This window comes from Streptomyces sp. NPDC038200 (assembly GCF_055600785.1).
In genome coordinates this window covers 63,521-77,157 of the sequence record NZ_JBVJYH010000001.1, presented here as the reverse complement: position 1 = coordinate 77,157, position 13,637 = coordinate 63,521, and the positions used below count along the sequence as shown (strand labels likewise).

14 protein-coding genes are annotated in these 13,637 nt (G+C 72.9%); 8 read left to right on the top strand and 6 right to left on the bottom strand.

What is annotated here, in order from left to right:
• Nucleotides 1–528: a dTDP-4-dehydrorhamnose 3,5-epimerase family protein gene (locus ACZ7KF_RS00330; RefSeq protein WP_471067601.1), complete on the bottom strand. Its 528-nt coding sequence runs from the start codon at nucleotides 526–528 to the stop codon at nucleotides 1–3.
• 126 nt (nucleotides 529–654) lie between these two features.
• Complete coding sequence (locus ACZ7KF_RS00325; RefSeq protein ID WP_471067598.1) at nucleotides 655–2,166, bottom strand: IucA/IucC family protein; 1,512 nt, start codon at nucleotides 2,164–2,166, stop codon at nucleotides 655–657.
• A 148-nt stretch (nucleotides 2,167–2,314) separates the two neighbouring features.
• Between ACZ7KF_RS00325 and ACZ7KF_RS00320 the strand changes: the two genes are divergently transcribed.
• Nucleotides 2,315–3,814 (top strand): IucA/IucC family protein, encoded by a 1,500-nt coding sequence (locus tag ACZ7KF_RS00320; protein WP_471067596.1) that lies wholly within the window; start codon nucleotides 2,315–2,317, stop codon nucleotides 3,812–3,814.
• Nucleotides 3,815–3,875: 61 nt separating this feature from the next.
• Here the strand turns inward: ACZ7KF_RS00320 and ACZ7KF_RS00315 are convergent, their stop codons facing one another.
• Entirely contained in the window at nucleotides 3,876–4,046 is a 171-nt protein-coding gene (locus tag ACZ7KF_RS00315) for a hypothetical protein (protein ID WP_471067594.1), read from the bottom strand.
• Between the two features lie 204 nt (nucleotides 4,047–4,250).
• Between ACZ7KF_RS00315 and ACZ7KF_RS00310 the strand changes: the two genes are divergently transcribed.
• Entirely contained in the window at nucleotides 4,251–5,165 is a 915-nt protein-coding gene (locus ACZ7KF_RS00310; protein ID WP_471067592.1) for a HipA family kinase, read from the top strand.
• Nucleotides 5,162–5,437: an Rdx family protein gene (locus ACZ7KF_RS00305; RefSeq protein ID WP_471067589.1), complete on the top strand. Its 276-nt coding sequence runs from the start codon at nucleotides 5,162–5,164 to the stop codon at nucleotides 5,435–5,437. Before ACZ7KF_RS00310 ends, ACZ7KF_RS00305 begins: the two co-directional genes overlap by 4 nt.
• A gap of 4 nt (nucleotides 5,438–5,441) precedes the next feature.
• Here ACZ7KF_RS00305 and aceB read toward each other — a convergent pair whose 3' ends face one another.
• Entirely contained in the window at nucleotides 5,442–7,067 is a 1,626-nt protein-coding gene (aceB, locus tag ACZ7KF_RS00300) for a malate synthase A (RefSeq protein WP_471067586.1), read from the bottom strand.
• A gap of 184 nt (nucleotides 7,068–7,251) precedes the next feature.
• Nucleotides 7,252–7,860 carry a nucleotidyltransferase family protein gene (locus ACZ7KF_RS00295; RefSeq protein ID WP_471067584.1) on the bottom strand — a complete coding sequence of 203 codons (609 nt, stop codon included), beginning with the start codon at nucleotides 7,858–7,860 and terminating at the stop codon, nucleotides 7,252–7,254.
• 171 nt (nucleotides 7,861–8,031) lie between these two features.
• Here ACZ7KF_RS00295 and ACZ7KF_RS00290 point away from each other — a divergent pair, with 171 nt between their 5' ends.
• On the top strand, nucleotides 8,032–8,319 hold the full coding sequence (locus ACZ7KF_RS00290; protein WP_471067581.1) for a DUF5955 family protein: 288 nt from the start codon (nucleotides 8,032–8,034) through the stop codon (nucleotides 8,317–8,319).
• 95 nt (nucleotides 8,320–8,414) lie between these two features.
• On the opposite strand, the gene ACZ7KF_RS00285 is transcribed toward ACZ7KF_RS00290, so the two are convergent.
• On the bottom strand, nucleotides 8,415–9,209 hold the full coding sequence (locus tag ACZ7KF_RS00285) for an IclR family transcriptional regulator (RefSeq protein WP_471067578.1): 795 nt from the start codon (nucleotides 9,207–9,209) through the stop codon (nucleotides 8,415–8,417).
• 272 nt (nucleotides 9,210–9,481) lie between these two features.
• Here ACZ7KF_RS00285 and allB point away from each other — a divergent pair, with 272 nt between their 5' ends.
• From allB to ACZ7KF_RS00265, 4 genes are all read left to right on the top strand, one after another.
• Complete coding sequence (gene allB / locus ACZ7KF_RS00280) at nucleotides 9,482–10,819, top strand: allantoinase AllB (protein WP_471067576.1); 1,338 nt, start codon at nucleotides 9,482–9,484, stop codon at nucleotides 10,817–10,819.
• Nucleotides 10,820–10,869: 50 nt separating this feature from the next.
• Nucleotides 10,870–11,985, top strand: a complete 1,116-nt coding sequence (gene alc, locus ACZ7KF_RS00275; protein WP_471067573.1) for an allantoicase — start codon at nucleotides 10,870–10,872, stop codon at nucleotides 11,983–11,985.
• Between the two features lie 127 nt (nucleotides 11,986–12,112).
• A complete protein-coding gene (locus ACZ7KF_RS00270) occupies nucleotides 12,113–12,928 on the top strand; it encodes an AIM24 family protein (protein WP_471067571.1) in 816 nt (271 codons plus the stop codon).
• A 75-nt stretch (nucleotides 12,929–13,003) separates the two neighbouring features.
• A complete protein-coding gene (locus ACZ7KF_RS00265; protein ID WP_471069545.1) occupies nucleotides 13,004–13,630 on the top strand; it encodes a dihydrofolate reductase family protein in 627 nt (208 codons plus the stop codon).
• Nucleotides 13,631–13,637: the final 7 nt, after the last annotated feature.

Below are 13,637 nucleotides of genomic sequence, written 5' to 3'. Positions count from 1 at the left end.
TTATTGATCAGACAGGTCGCACTTCAAAACGGCGGCCCTGCCGGCTGCCCGGGACACCGTCCGTCCGGTTCGGTTCGCCCCACCGTCACACCGGGTTGGCTCGACGTTCCGGGAGTGTGAGTCGAGTGTGACGAGAGTGGGCGGTGCCCGGGCCGGAGCCGACTGCCAGGAGCCGAGCGGGCGCAGACCCGCTTCCGCCCACCGAGAGTGTCCCAGGACGCTGTGGGACGGACGCGGCGCGGGGCGGGCCAGTGCCGCGCCTCCCGTGCGCAGGTCGACGACCACGTCGAGGACCGCTCCCCGCACACAGGTGACGTACTTGGCCTGGCCGGGCGGTACGGCGCTGTAGTGGATGCCCCGGACGACGCCGCGGCGGGGCACCGATCGGTTGGCCTGGGCGACGCTCATGGACCGTCCGGTGGAGGCGCGCAGAACGTCGGGCCGGAACCACTCGTCGACGGTTCCACGTGCGTCGTCGAAGACCTGCGGCTCATGGACCCAGGCACCTTCGATCCCCATGGCTCGCACGGGATGTGGTCTCCCTTCAGGGCGTAGGGCGGTGACGGACACCGGCCGGCGCGGACTGTCCCAGAGGTACACCCCCGGGCGCAAGGAAGGCCGACGTGACTTTTCGACCGACGACGTGACGCGAAATCAGCGTGTGTCCGGAAGCGGTGCGGCGCAGGGATGAGGCAGCCCCGTCCACAGGTCGCCGGGGCGGTCGGGGGAGAGGCGCATCAGGGTGAGGGCCTTCGCCGGTACCGGGGCGTCGCGCAGGGGCGGCAGGTCGGGGGTGTGCGGCAGGTCGGGGAGGGCCGTGGCCAGGGCCCCGGCCAGGGCCGGCCCCGAGCCCGCCGTGCCGGCCAGGGCTCCCGCCACCAGGGAGCCGAACAGCTTGCGGCGCAGGGCGGTCTCGTCGTCCGTGACGAGGCGGCCGGTGAGGGCGGGCGGGGCGATGCCGTGGCGGGACAGGCGGGCGGGACTGATCCGGATGTCGGCCAGGTCGCGGTAGACCAGCCGCAGGGGAGCGCTGTCGGCCGCCAGGACGACCAGGAGGTTCTGGCCGTGGGCCTCCAGGGCCACGCCGAGGTCCAGCAGCCGCAGCCCCACCGTGAGCGCCAGCCGGGCGAACGCGGCGAGCCAGGCGGGCGAGTCGGGCAGGGCCGTGGTGGCGAGCGCGGCCACCGGGAGCACTCGCTCGCCCGGTGCCGCGTACACCTCCGGTGACTCCCGCAGCAGCGCGGCCAGGTCGGGGGAGTGGGCCGTGACCGCCCCCAGCGTGCGGGTGATGTGCAGCAGACCGTCCGTGCGCGCCGCCAGGTCCTCGGCGAAGTCGGACAGGGTCGCCGCGGCCCGCACCGAGTAGCCGGAGATGTCCCGGACCGAGGAGGTCAGCCGGGCGCTCAGCGCCGTCTTCACGTGCGGGCCGCCGGGCAGCGCCAGGGTGCGCAGGGACATCAGCGGCCGGGCCGGCCGCCAGCCGTCGTAGGGCCGCCCGAGCACGTGCGCGGCCTGCCAGGGGTGGACCGGCACCAACAGGCTTTCGCCCGCACGGAGTTCGGCCGGCCAGTGTCCGGAGACCACGCAGTCCGCCCCCGGTACCGGCACCGTTCCCAGCTCGACCACCGGGCCGTGCTCCGGGCCGTACGCCAGCTGGTCGGCCACCGAGAAACCGGGCCGGGAACGGCAGTTGGGATGGAACGGGTGGCCGTCGACCACCCGCTGCTCCCACTCCCAGTCCTGCTCGGGCCACTCCTTCGGGTGGTCCGCACCGGCCCGGGACAACGCCAGCGAGGCCACGCTGTGCGCCAGTTCCGCCGCGAACCCGGACGCGTGCGGCACCCCGAGCGCCGTCATCAGCCGCGCCGGATCGTCGTACCGCTCCCGGTCCAGGCGCACGGCGGTGACGTACGCGCTCGTGGCGTACGGGTCCGCGTGCGGCCCGCGCAGGGTCCGGCCGTCGGCCAGGCGCAGGGCGAGCCCCTGCGCCCCGGACGCCCGGCCGGCGAGCCACGGCAGCGGCTCATGGGCCAGCGCCCGCCACAGCCGGGTCAGCACGGCGGCCCGGGCACCCGGCAGCTCCGCCGCGTACCGGGGCAGCAGACCGGGCCGGACGGCGGCCAGCTCCTCGGCGATCTCGGCCTCGGCGGTGGGGGGACGGTGCACGGTCGGCTCCTCGGGTACGCGGGCACGGCACGATTGTCGGGGACTGCCGGGGACGACAGCCATACTGATCATCACCGGCTCCCGGACGGCGCACCCGGCGTGCGCAGGGACGACCGCGGGCCCCCTGGACGACGGACGAAGGGAACGCGTGGACCTCTCACCCCCCACCGGCGAGACCGGCCGCCGCGCCGACGCGTACGCGGCAGCCCCCCTGCTCAACTGTCTGCTCCGGGAGGTGGCCCAGCCGCTGCCGGACACCGGGGGCCGCCGCGTGCACCGGCTGCCGGACGGCCGCCTGCTGCGGGTGCGTGCCGGGCGGCGGCCCGCCGACCCCGAGGTGTACTCGGCCGGGGCCTGGCACCCGATCGGCCATCCGGAGCTGGTCAAACTGGTCGCGGAGGAGCTGCGTCGGCACACCGGGCTGCCCGGCGGCGACCTGCCCGCCGAGATGATCGACAGCCGGGACACGGTCGCCGCCCTGCTCGCCGCCCGCGCCCGGGCCGCCGCACCCGAGGACCCGTATCTGCGCTCCGAGCAGTCCCTGCTCACCGGCCATCCGTACCATCCGGCCCCCAAGGCGCGCGGCGGCGGCCCGGTCGCCTCCTGGCTGCCGTACGCCCCGGAGGCGCACGCCCGCTTCCCGCTGGCGCTGCTCGGCGTCCGCGAGGACCAGGTGGCCGAGGAGGGCGACACCACCGCCCTCGACGCCCTCGGTACCGCCCCGCCCGGCTACCGGCTGCTGCCCGCCCACCCCTGGCAGCTCGACCTGGCCGCCCGCGACCTCGCCCCCGCCTTCGCCGACGGCCGCCTGCTGCGGCTCGGCACCACCGCGTCCGACACCTGGCCCACGGCCGCCGTCCGCACGGTGTACGAGCCCCGCCGCGATCTGTTCCTGAAGTTCAGCCTGGACGTGCGCATCACCAATGACATCCGCCGGCTGTGGCGTCACGATCTGCGCCGGCTGCGCCGTACCGACACCGCCGCCGGGCACGCCTTCGCCGCGATGGGCCCGCCCGCGGCCTGGCTGAGCGACCGGGGCTACCGCACCGCGGCCTTCGCCTTCGAGGAGCTGGCCGTCCTCGTCCGGGACGGGCTGCGCGGCCACCTCCTGCCGGGTGCCACCCCGCTGCTCGCCGCGGGCCTCGCCGAGGGCTTCGACGGCAGCCCGCTCGCCGCCACCGGTGATCCGGCCGGCTGGTGGGAGGCGTACCTGCGGCAGGTCGTGCCGCCCGCCCTGGCCGCCTTCGACGACCACGGGGTCGTCCTGGAGGCCCATCTGCAGAACACCCTCGTCGCCGTCGACGCGTCCGGCACGCCCGTACAGGCGCTGTTCCGGGACGCCGAGGGCACGAAGCTGCTGCCGGACGTCTCCCGCGCCGCCGGCTGGGAGCGGCTGGTGTACTGCCTGGTCGTCAACCACCTCACCGAGATCGCCGGCGCCCTCGCCGACCACCATCCCGGCCTCGATCCCTGGCCCGCCGCCCGCCGGGAACTCGCCCGGCACGCCCTGCCCGAGATCCCCGCCCTGCTCACCGCGCCCACGCTGCCCGGCAAGACCAACCTGCTGCTGCGCTGGACCGGCGCGGACGGCGCGGACGCCCGCTATCTGCCGTTGCCGAACCCGCTGGCCCGGGCCGCGGACCGCTGAGCGGAGACCGGCTCCCGCCGGGGCGAGGAGGCTCCACGCGTGCGGTCCTCCGGACTCCGCGTCAGGGCAGGAGCGCCCTCCACCAGGAGGTGTGCTCCCGGTACCAGGCCACCGTCGCCCGCAGTCCTTCCTCGAAGGGGATGCCGGGCCGGTATCCGAGAGCGCGGAGTTTCGAGTCGTCGAGTGCATAGCGGCGGTCGTGGCCGAGGCGGTCGGGGACCGGCTCGATCATGTCCGTGGTGCAGTCGAATTCCCTCAGGAGAAGCCGCGTGAGTTCCAGATTGGTCAGCTCCGTGCCGCCGCCGGAGGGTCCCGGCGGGGGCGTCGTCAGCTGTCACGCTCGGTTAAAATGAACACTTCATGCCACCTCTACGGGGTGCGCTCGTCCGAGGCTGGTCGTTGATCGCAAGGTCGGAGAGTCGGATCGGCTGGGAAAATGCTGACTGAAGTCACCGCCACCCACTACGTCGCACCCCTGCGGTCAGGCGGCTCCGTGCCCGGCATCGTCGAGGCCGACGACCTGGGCACGTACGTCGTCAAGTTCACCGGCTCGGCCCAGGGCCACAAGGCGCTGGTCGCCGAGATCATCGTCGGTGAACTCGCCCGCGCGCTCGGTCTGCGCTTCCCCGAACTGGTCCTCGTCCATTTCGACCCGGTGATCGCCGCCGACGAGCCGCACCAGGAGGTCCGGGAGCTGCACGGCGCGAGCGCCGGCGTCAACCTGGGCATGGACTACCTGCCGGGCGCCCGGGACTTCACTCCGGAGATCGCCGGGGTCTTCCCGGTGGACCCGCTGGAGGCCGGCCGGATCGTGTGGCTGGACGCGCTGACCGTCAACGTCGACCGTACGGTCCACAGCTCCAACCTGATGGTCTGGCCCACGCTCGGCACCGCGCCCCCGCGGCTGTGGCTGATCGACCACGGCGCCGCCCTCGTCTTCCACCACCGCTGGGACACCACGAGTCCGGGCAAGAAGTACGACTTCCGGCATCACGCCCTCGGCCACTACGCCCCCGATGTGCGCGCCGCCGACGCCGAGCTGGCGCCGCGGGTGACGGAGGAGCTGCTGCGCGGGATCGTCGCCGAGGTGCCGGACGCCTGGCTCGCCGAGGACGCCGGGTTCGCCACGCCCGACGACGTCCGGGACGCCTACGTGGGCTATCTCCTGGACCGGGTCCGGCTCTCGCCGCAGTGGCTGCCCACCGACTTCCCGAGCCGCGAGGAACTCGCGGCCGAGGAGGCCGCCCGTACGGCGAAGACGCAGGCGGGCCGTCCGGACTGGCTCAAGCGGGTCCCCGACCTGCACGGCAAGCCGGCGGCGGAACAGGATTGGTCGGTGCATCTGGGATGAGCCGGAAGGTCCAGATCGAGTACTGCACCCAGTGCCGCTGGCTGCCGCGTGCCGCCTGGCTGGCGCAGGAGCTGCTCACGACGTTCGAGGCCGAGCTGGCCGAGCTGTCGCTGAAGCCGGGGACGGGCGGCGTCTTCGTCGTCCGCGTGGACGACGAGGTGGTGTGGGACCGCCGCGAGGACGGCTTCCCGGAGCCGACGGCGGTGAAGCGGCGCGTACGCGACCGAGTGGCCCCGGGGAAGTCCCTGGGCCACTCGGAGGGATCCGCGTAGGGGGTCAGCCCTTGAGCTGCCGGTACGCCGGCAGGGTGAGGAAGTCGGCGTAGTCCTCGTCCAGGGACACCTGGAGCAGCAGGTCGTGCGCCTCCTGCCAGTGCCCGGCCGTGAACGCCTCCTCGCCGATCTCCTTGCGGATGGCGTCCAGTTCCTCGGCGGCGACCTTGCGGGCGAGTTCGGGCGTGGCCCTGTCGCCGTTCTCGAACTCGACGCCGGCGTTGATCCACTGCCAGATCTGGGAGCGGGAGATCTCGGCGGTGGCCGCGTCCTCCATCAGATTGAAGATGGCGACGGCGCCGAGGCCGCGCAGCCAGGCCTCGATGTAACGGATGCCGACCTGGACGGCGTTGACGAGACCGTTGTACGTCGGCTTGGCCGCCAGCGAGTCGATCGCGATCAGGTCGGCGGCCTCGACGTGCACGTCCTCGCGCAGCCGGTCCTTCTGGTTCGGCTTGTCGCCGAGGACCTTGTCGAAGGACTCCATGGCGATCGGCACCAGGTCGGGGTGGGCCACCCAGGAGCCGTCGAAACCGTCGTGCGCCTCCCGGTCCTTGTCGGCGCGGACCTTCTCGAAGGCCACCTTGTTGACCTCGGCGTCCCGGCGGGAGGGGATGAAGGCCGCCATGCCGCCGATCGCGTGCGCGCCGCGCTTGTGGCAGGTGCGCACGAGGAGTTCGGTGTACGCCCGCATGAACGGGGCGGTCATCGTCACCGCGTTGCGGTCCGGCAGGACGAACTTGGCCCCACCGTCACGGAAGTTCTTCACGATGGAGAACAGGTAGTCCCAGCGGCCCGCGTTCAGGCCGGCCGCGTGGTCGCGCAGCTCGTAGAGGATCTCCTCCATCTCGTACGCGGCCGTGATGGTCTCGATCAGGACGGTGGCGCGGACGGTGCCCTGCGGGATGCCGACGTAGTCCTGGGCGAAGACGAACACGTCGTTCCACAGGCGGGCTTCGAGGTGCGACTCGGTCTTCGGCAGGTAGAAGTACGGGCCCTTGCCGAGGTCGAGCAGCCGCTGCGCGTTGTGGAAGAAGTACAGGCCGAAGTCGACGAAGGCGCCGGGGACCGCCTTGCCGTCGGGGTCGACGAGGTGCCGCTCGTCCAGGTGCCAGCCGCGCGGGCGCATGACGACGGTCGCCAGCTCCTCGTTCGGCCGCAGGGCGTACGACTTGCCGGTGCGCTCGTCGGTGAAGTCGATGGACCGGGTGTAGGCGTCGATCAGGTTGACCTGGCCGAGGACGACGTTCTCCCAGGTGGGAGCCGAGGCGTCCTCGAAGTCGGCGAGCCAGACCTTCGCGCCCGAGTTGAGGGCGTTGATGGTCATCTTGCGGTCGGTGGGGCCGGTGATCTCGACGCGCCGGTCGTTCAGCGCGGCCGGGGCCGGGGCGACCCGCCAGGAGTCGTCCGCGCGGATCGCGGCCGTCCCGGGCAGGAAGTCGAGCGTGGAGGTGCGGGCGATCTCGGCGCGGCGCTCGGCCCGGCGGGCCAGGAGTTCGTCACGGCGCGGGGTGAACCGCCGGTGCAGCTCCGCCACGAAGGCGAGCGCCGCGTCCGTGAGGACCTCCTCCTGCCGGGGCAGGGGCTCGGCGTCGACGATGGCCAGCGGGGACGGCGCTGGTGCGGACATGAGCTGTCACTTCCTTCAGCGGTGGCACCGGGTGCCAAGTGGCACAAACAGGACAGTCAGCGCCGGCTGTGCGGTCAGGCGCTTCTGAGCAGTGGATAGTAGTTTCCTCATCGTGGAACTTCAATGGTTTGTTGATGTCGAGATTCTCTGAGTCGAGGGAAGGTGGCGCTCGGTGCCACCTCGTTCACTCAAGGTGGCTCAGGTCGGCCTCGGTGTCGATGTCGTAGGGCTCGGCGACGTCCGCGCACTCCACGAGCCGGATCTCCGTCGCGTGCGCGGCGAGGTAGGCCCGGGCCCCGCGGTCCCCGGTGGCCGTCTTTGCGATGCCCGCCCAGTGCGCGGCCCCGAACAGCACGGGATGGCCGCGCACCCCGTCGTAGGCGGCCGAGACCAGCGATTTCCCGTCCTCGTACGCGCCCAGTACCCGGGCCACCGCGGCGGGGCCGATGCCGGGCTGGTCGACCAGGCTGACCAGGGCCGCGGGTGCCCCGGTGCCGGCGAGCGAGGCCAGCCCGGCGCGCAGGGACGAGCCCATGCCCGCCGCCCAGTCGGGGTTGTCCACGAGCACGCAGCCGTCCAGCCGGGCGCGCTCGCGCACCTCGTCGGACCGGGCGCCCAGCACCACATGGATCCGCCCGCACCCGGCCGCGCGCAGCACCCCGGCCGCGTGTTCCACCAGCAGGCGCCCCCGGTGCGGCAGCAGCGCCTTGGGGCGCCCGCCGAGCCGTCTGCCGCCGCCAGCGGCGAGCAGCAGCCCCGCGACATCCCCCTGAAGATCCTGCTTGTCCGTCATGGGTCCTGCATACCCGACGGCGACGGAACCGGCCGGTTTTTCCGGCGCCGATTCCGTTGGGCTGAATTTCGGTCCGCCCTGTGGCGCTCCCGCACGACGTGGCGTTTACTGTCCCGCGCACGAAGGCGTGCCAGGGGGAGGGCTGAGTTGCGGAGCTTGGGGCAGAGGCCGGTGACCGGCAGCGACGAGGACCCGAGGGTGGCGGAACTGCGGACCGCGGTGTCCCGGCTGCGCCGCGAACTCGCCGCCCTCCCGGCGGACTTCCCCGACCGGGGGATAGCCGAGGACGAGCTGGCGGCCCTGGCCGCGATGGCCGCCGGCGGCCTTCCGGAGATCCCGCGGCTGCGCGGCTCCCTCTTACTGATCGCCGGTGCGATCGGCTCGATGAGCGCCCTGGCGGGGGGACTGCGGGGGGTGCGTGCGGCGGTGGACCTCTTCGGGGAGACGTCGCGCCCGTGACGGCGCGGGGCGCCCCGGCCTGACCGGGGGCGCGGGGAACCGCGGGACGAGCCGCCATCCGCCCGTCCCCGCCGGCGGTCACCGCCTCCGGGCCGTCAGGCGCCCGAACTCGCCAGGGCCTGGGAGAGCTCCAGGGCGATCTGCTGGAGCACCGGCACGATCTTGTCCGTGGCCGCCTCGGTGACGCGCCCCGCGGGCCCGGAGATGGAGATGGCGGCCGCGGTGGGGGAGTCCGGCACGGACACCGCGAGGCATCGCACCCCGATCTCCTGCTCGTTGTCGTCGACGGCGTATCCCGCCTGCCGCACATCCGCCAGTGCCGCCAGGAACCCCTCGGGTGTGGTGATGGTCTTCTCGGTGGCCGCGGGCATGCCGGTGCGCGCCAGCAACGCCCGTACCTCGTCATCGGGGACGCCGGCCAGCAGCGCCTTGCCCACACCGGTGGAGTGCGGCAGCACCCGCCGGCCCACCTCGGTGAACATCCGCATCGAGTGCTTCGACGGCACCTGCGCCACGTACACGATCTCGTCCCCGTCGAGCAGCGCCATGTTCGCGGTCTCGCCGGTCTCCTCCACCAGCCGGGCCAGATACGGCCGGGCCCAGGTGCCGAGGAGGCGGGACGCGGACTCGCCGAGCCGGATCAGCCGCGGCCCGAGCGCGTAGCGCCGGTTGGCCTGCTGGCGTACGTAGCCGCAGGCGACCAGCGTGCGCATGAGCCGGTGGATGGTCGGCAGGGGCAGCCCGCTGGTCGCGGACAGCTCGCTCAGGCCCACCTCGCCGCCCGCGTCCGCCATCCGCTCGAGCAGGTCGAAGGCACGCTCCAGGGACTGCACCCCGCCGGCGGCGGAGGGCTTGGCGGAGTCGGTGGTGCTGGCGCTGGACGTCGGCACGGCGCGTTCCTTTCGGGACTGACAGGAGGGCAGAAGCCTACCCGGCGGCCGGTTGACTCCCCGCTTGTACATAGCTACGTTCTGCTTGCTGGAATTCTAATTCCGCTTTGTGGAAACGTCCAGAGGGCGGGCCCCGTCGCGTTGCCCGGAAGTGTGCCTCTTGACGGCGGGGAAGCGGGAGTGAAGACTCCTTCAACAGAACGTTGAAATCCGTTTCGTGGGTGTAAATCCCGTTTCCTGGACGTAAAACGGCGGTGGAGAGAGGGGTTCGGGTGTCCGACGCTGAACTGGTGCTGCGCTCGACGCGCGTGATCACTCCGGAGGGGACACGGGCCGCCACGGTCACCGTGTCCGCCGGGAAGATCACGGCCGTCCTGCCGTACGACGCCGAGATCCCGGCCACGGCCCGGCTGGAGGACGTCGGCGACCACGTCCTGCTGCCCGGCCTGGTCGACACCCACGTCCACGTCAACGACCCGGGCCGCACCGAGTGGGAGGGCTTCTGGACCGCCACCCGCGCCGCGGCGGCCGGCGGCATCACCACCCTGGTCGACATGCCGCTCAACTCCCTGCCGCCCACCACCACGGTCGAGCATCTGCGGATCAAGCAGGACGTGGCCCGGGACAAGGCGCACGTCGACGTCGGCTTCTGGGGCGGCGCCCTGCCCGACAACGTCAAGGACCTGCGCCCGCTGCACGACGCCGGCGTCTTCGGCTTCAAGGCATTCCTCTCCCCGTCCGGCGTGGACGAGTTCCCGCACCTCGACCAGGACCAGCTTGCCCAGTCCCTGGCCGAGATCGCCGGGTTCGACGGGCTGCTGATCGTGCACGCCGAGGACCCGCACCACCTGGCCGCCGCCCCGCAGCAGGGCGGCCCGAAGTACACCGACTTCCTCGCCTCCCGCCCGCGCGACGCCGAGGACACGGCCATCGCGAACCTGATCGGGCAGGCCCGGCGGCTGGGCGCCCGTGTGCACGTGCTGCACCTGTCCTCCGGTGACGCGCTGCCGCTGATCCGCGCCGCCCGCGCCGAGGGCGTCCGCCTCACCGTGGAGACCTGCCCGCACTACCTCACCCTGACCGCCGAGGAGGTCCCGGACGGCGCCAGCGAGTTCAAGTGCTGCCCGCCGATCCGCGAGGCCGCCAACCAGGACCTGCTGTGGGAGGCGCTGGCCGACGGCACCATCGACTGTGTCGTCACCGACCACTCGCCCTCCACCGCCGACCTGAAGACCCACGACTTCGCCACCGCCTGGGGCGGCATCTCGGGCCTCCAGCTCAGCCTCTCCGCCGTGTGGACGGAGGCCCGCGGGCGCGGCCACGGACTGGAGGACGTGGTCCGCTGGATGTCCACGCGGACCGCCGCCCTGGCCGGCCTCGGCCACAAGGGCGCCATCGAGGCCGGCCGCGACGCCGACTTCGCGGTGCTCGCCCCCGACGAGACCTTCACCGTCGACCCGGCCGGCCTCCAGCACCGCAACCGGGTCACCGCCTACGCCGGCAGGACCCTGTACGGCGTCGTCAAGTCCACCTGGCTGCGCGGCGAACGCATCGTCGCCGACGGCGAGTTCACCGAGCCGAAGGGCACGCTGCTCGCCCGCCCCCAGTAAGCCCCCCCGCACCCCACCCGCCCGACTCCGGAAAGGACCCCCTGATCACCGTGACGGCGATACCGAGCTTCACCGGCGACGCGCACCCCTACGGAGGCGGCGACCCGTACGCGGACTACCGCACCGCCGACTTCCCCTTCACCCAGTACGCCAACCTCGCCGACCGGCAGCTCGGCGCCGGTGTCATCGCCGCCAACGACGAGTTCTTCGCCCAGCGGGAGAACCTGCTGGTGCCCGAGCGGGCCGAGTTCGACCCCGAGCACTTCGGCCACAAGGGCAAGATCATGGACGGCTGGGAGACCCGCCGCCGGCGCGGTGCTTCCGCCGGGCACCCGTGGCCGGCCGCCGAGGACCACGACTGGGCGCTGGTCCGCCTCGGCGCGCCCGGCGTGATCCGCGGGATCGTCGTCGACACCGCCCACTTCCGCGGCAACTACCCGCAGGCCGTCTCCGTCGAGGGCGCCTCCGTACCCGGCTCGCCGTCCCCGGAGGAGCTGCTGGGCGACGACGTGAAGTGGACCACCCTGGTCCCGCGCACCGCGGTCGGCGGGCACGCGGCGAACGGGTTCGCCGTCTCGGCCGAGCAGCGCTTCACGCACCTGCGGATCAACCAGCACCCCGACGGCGGCATCGCCCGCCTGCGCGTGTACGGCGAGGTCGTCCCGGACCCGGAGTGGCTGGCGGTCCTCGGCACCCTCGACGTGGTGGCCCTGGAGAACGGCGGCCAGGTCGAGGACGCCTCGAACCTCTTCTACTCCCCGGCCACCCACACCATCCAGCCGGGCCGCTCCCGCAAGATGGACGACGGCTGGGAGACCCGCCGCCGCCGCGACCAGGGCAACGACTGGATCCGCTACCGGCTGGTCGCGCAGTCCCGGATCCGGGCGGTCGAGATCGACACCGCCTATCTGAAGGGCAACAGCGCCGGCTGGGCGGCGGTCTCGGTCAAGGACGGCGAGGACGGCGAGTGGACCGAGGTCCTCCCGCGCACCCGCCTCCAGCCGGACACCAACCACCGCTTCGTCCTGCCCGAGCCGGCGGTCGGCACGCACGCGCGGATCGACATCTTCCCCGACGGCGGCATCTCCCGCCTGCGGCTGTTCGGCTCCCTGACCGAGCGGGGCGCGAGCGGTCTCGCCGCCCGCCACCAGGAACTGGGCGGCTGACCGCCGCCCACGCGCCCGCGTGGGACGTCCCGGCCGGACAGCACCGGGGCGCCCCACGCGTCACGCCCGCGGCCCCCCGTCCCCGTGGTCCGGAACTCTTCCGTCCACCTCCCGCGTTGTCTCCCACGTGACCCTTCAGCAAGAGATCGTCGGCAACGCCATGCAGATGGCGGTCGTCCACCTGCGTCCCGGCCAGACCGTGTACTGCGAGGCCGGGAAGTTCCTGTTCAAGACGGTGGACGTGACCATGGAGACGCGGCTGTCCGGCCCGTCCGGAGGCGGCGGACAGCAGCAGAGCGGCTCGGGCGGTGGCATGGGCGGTCTGCTGCGCCAGGCCATGGGCACCGCCATGCAGGTCGGCCAGCGGATGCTCGCCGGCGAGTCGCTCGCGTTCCAGTACTTCACCGCGCAGGGCGGCGAGGGCACGGTCGGCTTCGCGGGGGTGCTCCCCGGCGAGATGCGCGCCCTGGAGCTGGACGGCACACGCGCGTGGTTCGCCGAGAAGGACGCCTTCGTCGCCGCCGAGTCCACCGTCGAGTTCGGCATCGCCTTCGCCGGCGGCCGGACCGGCACGAGCGGCGGTGAGGGATTCGTCCTGGAGAAGTTCACCGGGCACGGCACGGTGATCATCGCCGGGGCCGGCAACTTCATCGACCTGAACCCGGCGGACTTCGGCGGCCGCATCGAGGTCGACACCGGCTGCGTGGTCGCCTTCGAGGAGGGCATCCAGTACGGCGTCCAGCGCGTCGGCGGCCTCAACCGCCAGGGGATCATGAACGCCGTGTTCGGCGGCGAGGGCCTGTCCCTGGCCACCCTGGAGGGCAACGGACGCGTGATCCTGCAGTCCCTCACCATCGAGAGCCTCGCCAACGCCCTGAAGAAGGCCCAGGGCGGCGACAAGCAGGGCCCGACCGGCGGACTGTTCTCGACGCACGCCGGCTGAACCGATGAGTTCCCGGCGCGAGCGGGGTCCGAGGAGATGACAGCAGACCCCGCTCCCCGGAAGAAGGCACCCGCCATGGGCAAGCTCGTCTCCACCGTCTTCGTCACCCTCGACGGCGTCTACCAGGCGCCCGGCGGCCCCCAGGAGGACCCCAGCGGCGGCTTCGGCCAGGGCGGCTGGAGCTTCCCGCTCGGGGACGACGACTCCGGCCGGTTCGTCACCGGGCTCTTCGACCAGGTGGGCGCCTTCCTGCTCGGCCGCCGTACGTACGAGATCTTCGCCTCCTACTGGCCGAAGGTGACCGATCCCGCGAACCCGATCGCGGCCAAGCTCAACGGCCTCCCGAAGTACGTCGTCTCCTCCACCCTCCAGGCGCCGCGCTGGTCCGGCACCACCGTCGTCTCGGGCGATCTCGCCAAGGAGGTCACCGCCCTCAAGGAGCGCACGGACGGCGAACTGCAGATCCACGGCAGCGGCGCCCTGGTCCGCTCGCTGCTGGACCTGCGGCTCGTCGACACCCTGCACCTGCTGACGTTCCCGGTCGTCCTCGGTGCCGGCCGCCGCCTCTTCGCGGACGGCGCGGTCCCCGCCCGCTTCACGCACCGCGCCGGACGTGTCACGCCCGCGGGGGTCTCCCTCCAGACGTACGACTTCGCGGGCAGCCCCGAGTACGGGTCGTACGAGTCCCCGGAAGACGCCTGAGCCGGCA